Here is a 12,561-nt window from a genome sequence, read left to right on the forward strand (position 1 = left end):
AGCGGCATATGGACTCAGGTGGTAAGTGCATTGACCGTCAAGGCTTACAGCCTCAAGGCACTGGCGCTGTATGGCGAGGGCGAAGAGTCCGCTCCACCGTTCACGTTTACCGTGGCGGTGGAGGATAAACCGACCATTGATTCGGTCAAAGGCTCGCCAAGCGGGGTCGAAATTCCCAATAGCGGTACATCGTTCGAGACCAGCGTGACGCTGACCGGCACGGCCAGCAAAGGTCAGAAAGTCCAGGTACTCGACGGTACAACACCGAAGGGCCAACCCACCGCCGATGCGACGACGGGAATCTGGACCTTGACCGACACCGGCCTGGCCTTGGGGCCGCACAGTTTTACGGCGAAGGCGTTGTACGGAAGTGAACAAACGTCAGCTGCACGAACATTTGAAATTAAACCATTTGTCAGCTTTGAGGACTTTCAAAGCCTGCCCGAAAAAGAGCTTTTTTTAAATGAAGCTCCTTTAGAAACGCCAGCTCTTTTTCTAAGCCTTGTGCAATTTCAAGCTAATGGCTATGCAGTTGTTGCACGATTTTCCTTAGGTTCAGCCCCAGGGAAGTTGGAAGGGAACTGTATACAAGGTTCAGGGGCAAGAGTCAGACTTGAACTCAAAGCTCCATGTTCTCAAGTCAGCTTTTGGCAATGGACGGGGGATTGTACTGCCGTTATCTATGGGGTAGGAGGTGAGATTTTGGGCGAGGAATTATTAGTCTCCGGGGAATCGCCTGTAAAGAGCACTTTTACGTTTTTCGGGATTAAGCGAATTGAACTAATTTTTCGTGGTCAATATTGTATTGTGGATACGTTTTCTTTTTCGTTGTAGCGCAAAAAATTGAACATATTAAACATACGTCAGTGTGTTTAAGGGGGCGGATCTATTTACTAGGAGGAAATGTGGGGACGTATTTATTTATCCGGCGGCCATTTATTGATTAGCCCTGAGTGAGGATTAAGCAGGAATGTTTAACAGACATCTCCAGACACTCTCTCAGGCTACACAACCTTGCGCCGTTGCCTACGACTGCGCCAGAATCCGCCGGCTTGTGCGTCTTGCGCCTGGGTTTTATCGTTTGTCCCGTCGCTGAATATCAGCGATCGGGTTTGGTAGTCCGGGTCATCTTTAGACGTACAACGTTCGCTCTTCATGTTATGGCGGCTTTGCATGGGGCACTTCGGTGCGCCGGGTTCTAGAGTCCTGGTCTGCTAACCCCGTATAAGCACGCCTACCGCTTGTCAGCAACCTCCGGTTACCTGTTATTTCTGACAGTAGCCAATACCATCGTCTTACGCCTTAATTGACTCCGTCACTCATACCCTCGACAGGAGTCATCATCATGTCTGTTCAATCCGACCGCACCATTTCAACGTCAGAAACATCCGAAAAAGCCGTGATAGGCTCAGGCCGCCTGAAAGTCATGGGCGTGCGCTCAAGCCCCCACCTGTTTGGGCTGTCTGGTACGTCACGTGTACTGCGCGCCTTTGATGCCCTTACCGGGGAGCCAGTCGTTGCGCAGTGGAAGTACGCGACTGACAACGACTGGACGACGGCCCACACCTGGCGCGATACCCAGCAACAGGCACTGCATGTTCGCGTCGGCGACGATCAGGTCATCCTGAATTCGGCGAACATTATTGGCAGTTGGGGCGCCTTCGTCGCGCGTACTGATGACGGGGGCCTCGTCGGCTGGGGGCATCCGGATTTGGGTGCAGCGATCCCTGCGGACACTGCGCCCCCGAATGACATCACTGCTGTCAGCGCCACTTCCAGCGCTTTTGCCGCCCTTCGAGCCGATGGAACGGTGGCGGTTTGGGGCGACGCGGGCGCTGGCGGGAATATGGGCGGTATCAGTTCTTCGGATTTTGTTGAGGTCAGCGGTGGCAAAAGCGCTTTCGCCGGTATAAAAAACACCGGGCAAGTGGTGGCCTGGGGACAGGGTAGCGAAGTGCCCGAGTCCATCGGCGCGCTGAGGGACATTGTGCAGTGCGTGGGCAGTGACGGTGTATTTGTCGCACGACGGGAAACCGGGCATTTGGTGGCTTGGGGCAAACCTGACACCGGTGGAACGCTGCCGCCCGAGATCGCGATGCTTTCCGACTTCAAAACCTTCCTCGGCACCCAATATGCTTTTGCCGCATTGCGCGCAAAGGGCAGTCTCGTCGCCTGGGGCCGGAGTACCGGGGGAACCCTGCCGGCACCCATCGCCTCACTGACCGATGTCAACGAACTGTGCTGCGCCAATCAGTTCGCCTTTGCTGCAACGCGTTCCACCGGCCAGGTTGTGGCCTGGGGGCACCAAATGGGGGGTGGCACCATCGGCAACCCAGAAATAGAGGCCCGGACTGATATTGAAGTAGTCTGCTGCACCTTTTCCGCATTTGCTGCTCTTTGCACCAACGGTCAGGTTGTCGCTTGGGGAGATGGCTCAGCTGGTGGCGAAATACCTGCCGATATTGCACAACGGCGCGACATTGTTCAGGTGGTTGGCTCGTCGGCAGCCTTTGCAGCCCTGTGCAAGGATGGCAGCGTTGTGGCCTGGGGGAATAAAAGCTTGGGGGGCGATACATCTGCGGTGGAAAGCCGGTTGACCGATGTACGAGCCATTTACGCCAATAGTACCGCGTTCACGGCGCTGACCTCGGACGGCCGCGTGGTGACTTGGGGGAGCGCTCAAACGGGCGGCGACAGCAGTCCGGTGCAAGAACTGTTGGATGGCAAGGTTTCCTATCAGGTGCAAGCGGGTTAGTCAGGGCTGTTGCAACAGCCGTGATGAGTAAGTAATAAACGGAGATGTTTAACAGACATCTCCAGACACTCTCTCGGACTACACAACCTTGCGCCGTTGCCTACGACTGCGCCAGAATCCGCCGGCTTGTGCGTCTTGGGCCTGGGTTTTATCGTTTGTCCCGTCGCTGAATATCAGTGATCGGGTTTGGTAGCCCGGCAATTAGGCGCATATAGCCACCGTTTACAGGCCTCTTCAGGTCTCTGTTTTTATGGTGGCCATGCGCAGGGCTCCTTCGGGGGCGCCGGGTCCTAATTGCCGGTCTACCAACCCGCGTATGGCCACCACCTTTCGTTTGGTAGCGAGGGTGAGGGCTCCTTAATTTCAATTAGGAGTTTCATCTATGTTCAAACCAACACCAAACCCACCCGAAGCGGACGACGTTTCCCCCTACGAATCCACCGATTCCAAAAAACTCAACGATGCCGCCGAACGAGCGCTCGACTTTCACTTCCCATCCAATGCCGACATCAAGGCCACCCCGCGAACCCGCAGCACCCTGTTTTCCGTAGACCCCGAAGCCACGACCGAAACCCTTGCGGTGTATCTGGTCGAGACGCTGGCGTCGGTCGATGTGATGGTTCATCAGTTGGTGGATCATCTGGCGGGTGAGTCGCGTTATGCGCTGTTGGGTATTTCCAACAGCATTATGACGGCGGAGATCACGGCGAATCGGCTGCTGGATAACGTTGGCCCGCAGGGCTAAAGCCAATTTCGAAGAGGGCACATACTCGTGGCGAGGGAGCTTACTCCCGCTCGGCTGCGCAGCAGTCGTACATCCGGTATCTGCGGTGTACCTGAAAGGTCGCGGTTGCAGCTTTTGGGGCTGCTTCGCAGCCCAGCGGGAGCAAGCTCCCTCGCCACAAAAGCTTGAGTGTTCACAAAAGTGTGTCTGGCCACATAAGAGCTGTGTGCACACGCGAAATAAGAAACGGCCCGAAAGGGCCTTTTTTTGTTGATCGGAAGGGACGCGGAGCGTCCCGGGCTGCATTCCCACGCGGAGCGTGGGAACGATCATCTGTGATGCCTTACACCCGCAACGTGCGCGTCATGCGCAACGCCAGCATGCTCCCGCACACGATCACGCCCGCCAGCAGATAAAGCGCCGCATCGGTCGAGCCGGTGCTGTCCTTGACCCAGCCCACCAGGTACGGGCTCAGGAAACCCGCCATCTGTCCCATGGAGTTGATCAGCGCCAGACCACCCGCCGCCGCGCCCGCGCTCAACATCGCTGTCGGCACTGGCCAGAACATTGGCAAACCGGTGAGGGCGCCCATGGTGGCGATGGTCAAACCGAGAATCGCGATGGCCGGTGTTGTGGCGAAGTTCACGGCAATCAGCAAGCCCACCGCGCCCATCAACATAGGCACCACCAAGTGCCAGCGACGTTCTTTGCGCAAGTCCGCCGAGCGGCCAACCATCAACATGAACAGCGCCGCCAGCAGGTACGGAATCGCGCTCAACCAACCAATCACCAGGTTATCGCTGAAGCCCAGGTTCTTGATGATCGACGGCAGCCAGAAGTTGATCGCGTAGACGCCGCTCTGGATGCAGAAGTAAATCAAACCGAAGGCCCAGATCGCCGGGTTCTTGAACACGGCCAGCAGCGAGTCGGTGGCGGTTTTCGGTTTGTTGGCCAGATCGATGGCGTGGTCGGCTTCCAGCACCGAGCGCTCAAACGGCGTGAGCCACTTGGCATTGGCGTAACTGTCGCTCAGCAGAAAATAGGCGAGGGCACCGAGGATCACGGTCGGGATGCCTTGCAACAGGAACATCCACTGCCAGCCCGCCAAACCGCCTTGGCCCGCGGCGAAGTGGTTGAGGATCCAGCCGGAGAACGGGCTGCCGAGCAGGCCGGACACCGGGATCGCCGACATGAACAGCGCCATGATGCGGCCACGGCGGAAGGTCGGGAACCACTGCGAAAGATACAGCACCACGCCCGGGAAGAACCCGGCTTCGGCTGCGCCGGTGAACAGGCGCAAGGTGTAGAACTCGGTCGGGGTAGTGACGAACAGCAGGCAGGTCGACAGCGTGCCCCAGACGATCATCATCAGCGCGATCCAGCGCCGTGGGCCGAATTTGGTCAGGGCCAGGTTGCTCGGTACGCCGCACAGCACGTAGCCGATGAAGAAGATCCCGGCCCCGAGGCCGTACACGGTTTCGCTGAATTTCAGCGCGTCGAGCATCTGCAGTTTGGCGAATCCAACGTTGACCCGGTCGAGGTAGTTGAACAGGTAGCAGATGAAGATGAAGGGGATCAAACGCAGGGTAATGCGTTTGTAGACGGCGTTTTTGTCGTCAACGATGGCCTGGGTAGCGGCGGCGCTCTGTGACATGGCGGGCTCTCTCTTTATTATGATTTTTTGCGATGCGCAGGGTAACGTTGATCGCCCAGAGAGTCTCGGCCACCCTCGGGGTGGCTGTCTTTGTGCCTGAGCACAGGGTTTGCGACCCAGCCCTGTGCGGGTGAACAACCTGTCCCATCACGCTTTAAAGGATCCCGATATGTTCGAACTCGATCACGACCTGGCCCAGGACATCGTCGACCGGGCGATGGCCATCCTGCCGTACAACGTCAACGTGATGGACAGCCAGGGATTGATTCTCGGCAGCGGCGAGCCGGAGCGCATCAACACCCGCCATGAAGGCGCGCAGTTGGTGTTGGCCAATGGGCGCGTGGTGGAGATCGATGCGCAGACGGCGATTCACCTCAAAGGCGTGCAGCCGGGGATCAACTTGCCGTTGCTGCTCGATCAGCGCCTGATCGGTGTGCTGGGCATTACCGGCGAGCCGGAGCAACTGCGCACCTATGCCGAGCTGGTGCGGATGACCGCCGAAATGTTGGTCGGCCAGCGCAATCAGCAGGCCGAGCAGCAATGGCGGCGTCAGCGTTGCGATGATCTGCTGGCATTGCTGTTGAGCGAGGCCGGGGATTCGCCGCGCTTGCTGGATGAAGCGCAGCAATTGGGCCTGAAACCGCAAATGACGCGGGTGCCTTATCTGTTCGAGTTGGGCATGGAGCACGGTCCCGGGCAGACGGTGGAGGCGCTCAGTGCCTGGCTGACTTCGCGTTACCCGGACAGCTGGTGCGTGAGTTCGGCCAAGTCTTCGTTGCTGTGGTGTCGGCCGGCGAGTCAGGCGATCGAGAATGAACGGCTGCTGGAAAAACTCGATGGCCTGGGCTGGAACATTGTGCGCATTGCCGTGGGGGGGCAGGCGGATGGGTTGTCCGGGCTGCGTCGTTGTTATCGACGGGTTGGCGACTTACTGGCCTATGGGCGCGATGTGCTGCCGCGTTCGCGCTTGCTGACGCTCAACCGTTATCGGTTGCCGGTGATGCTGTGGCGGCATCGCAACGATGACGCGCTGGATGAATTGCTCAAGCCACTGCGCAAAGTCATCGCCAAGGACGGCAACGGCCAACTGCTGGCGACCTTGCGCAGTTGGTGCGAGCACGACGGGCAGAGTCAGGCGTGTGCGGATGCGCTGGGGATTCATCGCAACAGCTTGCGCTATCGGATGGAGCGGATTGCCGAGCTGAGCGGGGTTGATCCGCTGAAACTGGACGGCATGCTCGCGCTCTACCTCGGCGTGCAGCTTTTGCCACAAACGGATGTCCCGTAGCGATCTCAAGGACGCCATCGCGAGCAGGGGTGTTGTGAACGCCGCAGGACCAATGTAGAGCGAGCCTGCTCGCGATGGCGGACGAGCAGCCGCACAAATGCTGGATCTGAAAACAGACGTTTTGTAGAAATGAACAACAAACGCCACCCCCGCTTGTGCAGCGGACCGGCGTTATTGTGCGGGGCTGCTGGCAGCATGGAACGCATTGGAACTGGAGAATTCGCATGAAAATCGTGATCGCCCCCGATTCGTTCAAGGACAGCCTGAGTGCCCAGGGTGTGGCCGACGCCATTGCCCTCGGTCTGGCGCAGGTCTGGCCGGATGCGCAACTGGTCAAATGCCCGATGGCCGACGGCGGCGAAGGCACGGTCGAGTCGATTCTGGCCGCGTGCGAAGGCGAATTGCGCAGGACCCAAGTTCGCGGTCCGCTCGGCATCACCGTCGATGCCGCGTGGGGCTGGTTGCCGCAAACCCACACCGCAATCATCGAAATGGCCGAAGCCAGCGGTCTGCAACTGGTGCCGCCGGGGCAACGTGATGCGTGCATCAGCAGCACCTTCGGCACCGGAGAACTGATTCGCGCCGCGCTGGATGCCGGGGCGCAACGGGTGATCCTGGCCATTGGCGGCAGCGCCACCAATGATGGCGGCGCCGGAGCGATGCAGGCGCTGGGCGTGAAGTTGCTGGACGTGCAAGGGCAAGCGCTGGCCCCAGGTGGATTGGCCCTGGCGCAACTGGCTTGCATCGACCTGAGTGCAATTGATCCGCGCCTGACCGACGTGCGTTTCGACATCGCCGCCGACGTCAACAACCCCCTGTGCGGTCCGCACGGCGCTTCCGCGATTTTTGGTCCGCAGAAAGGTGCGTCGCCCGAGCAAGTCCTGCAATTGGACGCTGCCCTGGGGCACTTCGCCGAGCTGTGCGCCCAGGCGTTGGGCAAGGACGTCCAGCACGAGCCGGGCAGCGGCGCGGCGGGAGGGTTGGGATTTGCGGCCAAGGCGTTTCTGGAGGCGCAATTCAAGGCCGGGGTTGAAGTGGTGGCCGAACTGGTCGGGCTGGCCGAGGCGGTGAAGGGCGCTGATCTGGTCATCACCGGCGAAGGCCGTTTTGACGCCCAGACCTTGCGCGGCAAAACCCCATTCGGCGTCGCACGCATTGCCCGGGAGCAGGGCGTGCCGGTGATTGTGATCGCTGGGACGTTGGGCGAGGGTTATCAGGACTTGTATGAACATGGCATCGATGCCGCGTTTGCCTTGGCCAGTGGGCCGATGACACTCGAGCAGGCGTGTGCCGAGGCGCCGCGATTGTTGCGCGAGCGGGCGAGTGATATTGCCCGTGTTTGGCGGATCGCCAACCGCAAGCCCTGACCAAAATTGTCTGCACACAGGAATCTTGTGGCGAGGGAGCTTGCTCCCGCTGGGCTGCGAAGCGGCCCCAAAATCTACGGCCGCTGCGCAGCCGGACGGGAGCAAGCTCCCTCGCCACAAATGTTCATCAGGGCCGCCACTGTGTTTCAGCGTTGAAACAGATGTCGCCCAGCAAAAATATTTTTCTTCAATCCCCGCAAAAAACCTCATCCCCAGCCGATACAGCCAATAAGCGCACACAAACCTATTACAACAGTGGCGCCCCGCTGACCCTGTGCGCCTCACGCCCGCCACTCAGCCATCACCGCAAGGACGCTCGCCGCCTCAATCACCCGAGTATCGTCCTATGTCCCTGCGTAATCTGAATATCGCACCTCGAGCCTTCCTGGGGTTTGCTTTCATTGCCTTGCTCGTCATCGTGCTCGGTGTGTTTGCGGTGAATCGCATGTCGATCATCCGCCAGGCCTCGATCGACATGGGCAGTACCCAACTGCCCAGCATCGGCTTCCTGGGCAATGTCACCGAAAACATCCTGCGCATGCGTATCTTGTCGTTCCGGATTCTGGTCAACCGCGAGCCGGCCAGTTTGCAGGAAGCTGAAGCGCGGATCGCGGTGCTTATCGACAAGGCGCGCAAGGCCCAGGCCAGTTATGCCGAGTTGCCGATGGAGTCGGACGAAGAGGCGCTGTACAAGGTATTCAGCGCGACGCTGGAAAAATACATGCAAGCGCAACGCGAGATGCTGGACCTGTCGCGCCAGAACAAGGTGGATGAGATGCGCGCCTTGATCAACACGCGGATCAAGGAAGGCACCGACCAGATGGGCGAGCAGCTCAATAAACTGGTGGCTTACAACCAACAGGGCGCAAAAGCGGCCGGGATGATTGCGCAAGAAAACTACAACACCGCCGTGAACGGCATCATCGTGGTGTCGGTGGTCGCGTCGCTCCTGACCGTGCTGCTGGCCTGGCTACTGACCCGCAGCATCGTCACGCCGCTCAATCGCGCGGTGCAGGCCGCAGAAACCATTGCCGGCGGCAACCTGAGCAAAGCCATCGAAATCGACGGCAAGGACGAACCGGCACGCTTGCTCGGGGCCTTGTCCGTCATGCAGGCCAATCTGCGCGAAACCATCGAGCAGATCGCCGGGTCCGCGACGCAACTGGGTGCTGCCGCAGAAGAACTCAGCACCGTGACCGAGGAAGCGTCCCGCGGCCTGCAACAACAGAACAACGAAATCGAACAAGCCGCCACGGCGGTCAACGAAATGACCGCTGCCGTGGAAGAAGTCGCGCGCAACGCCGTGTCGACCTCCGAAGCGTCGAGCCAGTCGACCCAGGCCGCCCGTGAAGGCCGCGACCGCGTGGTGGAAACCGTGGACGCGATCCAGACCATGACCCACGACGTGCAAAACACTTCGTTGATGATCGAAGGCTTGGCCGCACAGGGCCGCGACATCGGCAAAGTGCTGGACGTGATCCGCGCCATCGCCGAACAGACCAACCTGCTGGCGCTCAACGCGGCCATTGAAGCGGCCCGTGCCGGTGAAGCCGGACGTGGTTTTGCCGTGGTGGCAGACGAAGTCCGGGCCTTGGCCCATCGCACGGCGCAATCGACCCAGGAAATCGAAAAAATGGTCGCCGGCATCCAGAACGGCACGGGCGAAGCCGTCTCGTCGATGCAGCAGAGCAATCAGCGCACCCAGAGCACCTTGGAGATGGCCCGCGCCGCTGGTGTGGCGCTGGAGCAGATCACCCAGTCAATCCACTTGATCAACGAACGCAACCTGGTGATCGCCAGCGCGTCGGAAGAGCAAGCCCAGGTGTCCCGTGAAGTCGACCGCAACCTGGTGAACATCCGCGACCTCGCCACCCAGTCCGCCGCCGGTGCCAATCAGACCAGCGCCGCGACCCATGAGCTGTCGCGCCTGGCGGTCGATTTGAATGCGATGGTGGCGCGTTTCGTGATTTGAGATAGGGTTGAGACTGGGAGTCCGCGCGCGACAGGAGAAACACATGCGCTATTCAGCCTTGACCCAACGAATCGCCGGCGACGGAGCGGCAGCCTGGCAGATTCATGACCGAGCGCTGGAAATGCGCGAGCAAGGAGTCGATGTACTGCTGTTGTCGATCGGCGATCCTGATTTTGATACGCCGGCGCCCATCGTGCAGGCGGCCATCGACAGTTTGCGGGCCGGCGACACGCATTACCCGGAAGTGCGCGGCAGTCGCGGATTGCGCAGCAGCATTGCGCGGCGCCATCGACAGCGCAGTGGTCAGGCGGTGGACGCCGATCATGTGATCGTGTTTCCGGGCGCGCAGTGTGCGGTGTATTCGGTCGCGCAATGCCTGCTCGATCCTGGCGATGAGGTGATCGTCGCCGAACCGATGTACGTGACCTATGAAGGGGTGTTCGGCGCTTGCGCGGCCAAGGTGGTGCCGGTGGCAGTGCGGCCGGAGAACGGCTTTCGCGTTGACCCGGCGGATGTCGCGGCGCTGATTACGCCGAAGACCCGCGTCCTGTTACTCAACAGTCCAAACAATCCGTCCGGCGCAAGCCTGTCATTGAAGACCTGGCAAGCGCTGGCGGTGTTGTGCGTGCGTCATGATCTGTGGCTGATCAGCGACGAGGTCTACAGCGATCTGTTGTTCGAGGGCGAACACATCAGCCCGGCAAGCCTGCCGGGCATGGCCGAACGCACCGCGACCATCAACAGCCTGTCCAAATCCCACGCCATGAGCGGCTGGCGCGTGGGTTGGTCAATCGGCCCGAAACTGTTGGCCGAGCACCTGGTGCATTTGTCGTTGTGCATGCTGTTCGGCATTCCCGATTTTGTGCAGAAAGCCGCGCAAGTGGCGCTGGATGAAGACCTGCCGGAAGTGGCGCTGATGCGAGAGGAATATCGCCTGCGTCGCGATCTGGTGTGCGCGAGGTTGAGTGGTTGCCCGGGGATCCGCCCGATCCGGCCGGATGGCGGGATGTTCGTGATGGTCGATGTGCGCCCGACCGGGTTGTGCGCCCAAGGGTTTGCCGAGCGTCTGCTGGAGGGTTACGGCGTGTCGGTGCTTGCCGGCGAGGCATTCGGGCCAAGTGCGGCGGGGCATATCCGCATCGGGTTGGTGGTGGATCAAGTGAAACTGGCGGATGCGTGCCGGCGGATTGCATTGTGTGCTGCGGACCTGCTCGAAGCGCGGCGGGCCTGACAGTGTTGTGTGAGTGCCGGCCTCTTCGCGGGCAAACCTTGCTCCTACAGGATCGGCGAAACCCGTAGGAGCGAGGCTTGCCCGCGAAGGCTGACTAACAGACGCCGAAATCCTTACGCCCGGACCACGCCCCGACATTCACCAGGTTCTTCGGCCGTTCTCCAGCCAACGCCATCAGCAGATTATCCACCGCGCACCCAGCCATCGCTTCCCGCGTCTCATGCGTCGCCGACCCCATATGCGGCGTCGCCACCACGTTGTTCAACGTCAACAACGGCGAATCAACATTCAGCGGCTCACGCTCAAACACATCCAGTCCCGCCGCGCGAATCTGTCCGGTGCGCAATGCCTCAATCAGCGCGGCCTCATCGACGACTTTTCCTCGGGAAATGTTGATGAAAATACTCTCCGGGCGCATCAAGGCGAACTCTTCAGCGCCAATCAACCCTTCGGTTTCAGCCGTCAACGGCAAGGTCAGGCAAATGAAATCGGCCTGTTGCAACAGCGCCGTCAGGCTGCGGTACTGAGCATCAAAACGTTGCTCAACCGCCGGTTTTGGCGAATGGCTGTGATAGATCACCGGCATGCCAAAACCAAAATGCCCGCGCTGGGCCAACGCCTCACCAATGCGTCCCATGCCGATGATGCCCAGGGTCTTGCCGTGCACGTCGGTGCCGAAATGCACCGGGCCGATGTTGCGGTTCCACTGACCGGCGCGGACCATGTTGGCCAGTTCCACCACGCGCCGGGCCGTCGCCAGAATCAGCGCAAACCCCGTATCCGCCGTGGTTTCCGTCAGCACGTCCGGGGTGTTGCTGAGCAGAATGCGCCGCTCGATCAGGTAGTCGATGTCATAGTTGTCGACGCCCACCGAGACACTGGCGATCGCTTCAAGATGGGGCGCCAGATCAAGCAATTCGCCGTCCAGCTTCAGACTCGCGCCAAGCAAGCCATGGGCGCGGGGCAGGGCGGCGCGCAGTTGTTCGATGCCCTCCGGGTTGAGGTTGTCGATCAGTGTCACGTCGGTGTGCTCATGCAGGCGAGCCATCAACAGCGGCGAGAGTTTCTTGTACAGCACGACCTGCTTTTTCATCGTCATCATCTCAACTTCAAATCAAGGGTGAGCCGGCAATGGCCGTTGCGTATCGGCCTTGGCCACGACCCGGTCACTGGCGCCGGGCTTGAGGAAAATCGTCAAAATCACGGAGAGCATCAACGCGCCGCTCATCAGCAAGTAAGACGCGCCGGGCGAGCCGGTGGAGCTGTTCAGGTAGCCGACCAGATACGAACCGCCGAATGAACCCAGCGCGCCCATGCTGTTGATCAGCGCCATGGCCCCGCCAGCAACGTTGGCCGGGAGGATTTCCGGAACGATGGCGAAAAACGGCCCATACGGCGCATACATGCAGGCGCCGGCGATCACCAGCAGGGTGTAGGACCACCAGAAATGTTCGGCGCCCAAGGCGTAGGAACCGTAGAACGCAATCTTCTGGGGCTTGATAAACGTTAGGACATAAGTATTTTATAAACAATAAATTAGAAAATAATTATCGAATCGTTAGTTCAGGTC

At 59.8% G+C, this 12,561-nt stretch carries 8 protein-coding genes and 2 pseudogenes; 7 read left to right on the plus strand and 3 right to left on the minus strand.

Annotated elements, in window-relative coordinates; translation table 11 throughout:
- From FHL16_RS34190 to FHL16_RS32880, 3 genes and pseudogenes are all read left to right on the plus strand, one after another.
- Positions 1-834, plus strand: a pseudogene (locus FHL16_RS34190) (Ig-like domain-containing protein); the annotation flags it as partial.
- A gap of 511 nt (positions 835-1,345) precedes the next feature.
- A complete protein-coding gene (locus FHL16_RS32875) occupies positions 1,346-2,755 on the plus strand; it encodes an RCC1 domain-containing protein (protein ID WP_077750472.1) in 1,410 nt (469 codons plus the stop codon).
- A gap of 382 nt (positions 2,756-3,137) precedes the next feature.
- On the plus strand, positions 3,138-3,500 hold the full coding sequence (locus FHL16_RS32880) for a DUF6124 family protein (protein WP_010459965.1): 363 nt from the start codon (positions 3,138-3,140) through the stop codon (positions 3,498-3,500).
- A 322-nt stretch (positions 3,501-3,822) separates the two neighbouring features.
- On the opposite strand, the gene FHL16_RS32890 is transcribed toward FHL16_RS32880, so the two are convergent.
- Positions 3,823-5,133, minus strand: a complete 1,311-nt coding sequence (locus FHL16_RS32890; protein WP_077750473.1) for an MFS transporter — start codon at positions 5,131-5,133, stop codon at positions 3,823-3,825.
- 169 nt (positions 5,134-5,302) lie between these two features.
- On the opposite strand from FHL16_RS32890, the gene FHL16_RS32895 reads away from it, so the two are divergent.
- The 4 genes from FHL16_RS32895 to FHL16_RS32915 all read left to right on the plus strand — a co-directional run bounded on the left by FHL16_RS32895 (position 5,303) and on the right by FHL16_RS32915 (position 10,991).
- Positions 5,303-6,421 (plus strand): sugar diacid recognition domain-containing protein, encoded by a 1,119-nt coding sequence (locus FHL16_RS32895; protein WP_077750474.1) that lies wholly within the window; start codon positions 5,303-5,305, stop codon positions 6,419-6,421.
- A 224-nt stretch (positions 6,422-6,645) separates the two neighbouring features.
- Positions 6,646-7,788, plus strand: coding sequence for a glycerate kinase (locus FHL16_RS32900; protein ID WP_077750475.1), 1,143 nt, complete (start codon positions 6,646-6,648; stop codon positions 7,786-7,788).
- Between the two features lie 346 nt (positions 7,789-8,134).
- Positions 8,135-9,760: a methyl-accepting chemotaxis protein gene (locus tag FHL16_RS32910; protein WP_010459969.1), complete on the plus strand. Its 1,626-nt coding sequence runs from the start codon at positions 8,135-8,137 to the stop codon at positions 9,758-9,760.
- Positions 9,761-9,803: 43 nt separating this feature from the next.
- Positions 9,804-10,991 (plus strand): pyridoxal phosphate-dependent aminotransferase, encoded by a 1,188-nt coding sequence (locus FHL16_RS32915; RefSeq protein ID WP_077750477.1) that lies wholly within the window; start codon positions 9,804-9,806, stop codon positions 10,989-10,991.
- Between the two features lie 94 nt (positions 10,992-11,085).
- Here the strand turns inward: FHL16_RS32915 and FHL16_RS32920 are convergent, their stop codons facing one another.
- Positions 11,086-12,084 (minus strand): NAD(P)-dependent oxidoreductase, encoded by a 999-nt coding sequence (locus FHL16_RS32920; RefSeq protein WP_077750478.1) that lies wholly within the window; start codon positions 12,082-12,084, stop codon positions 11,086-11,088.
- Positions 12,085-12,105: 21 nt separating this feature from the next.
- Positions 12,106-12,477 (minus strand): annotated as a pseudogene (locus tag FHL16_RS32925) (MFS transporter); the annotation flags it as partial.
- Positions 12,478-12,561 lie beyond the last annotated feature (84 nt).

The organism is Pseudomonas sp. FSL W5-0299 (assembly GCF_005930655.1).
Taxonomy (GTDB): Bacteria; Pseudomonadota; Gammaproteobacteria; order Pseudomonadales; family Pseudomonadaceae; genus Aquipseudomonas; species Aquipseudomonas mandelii.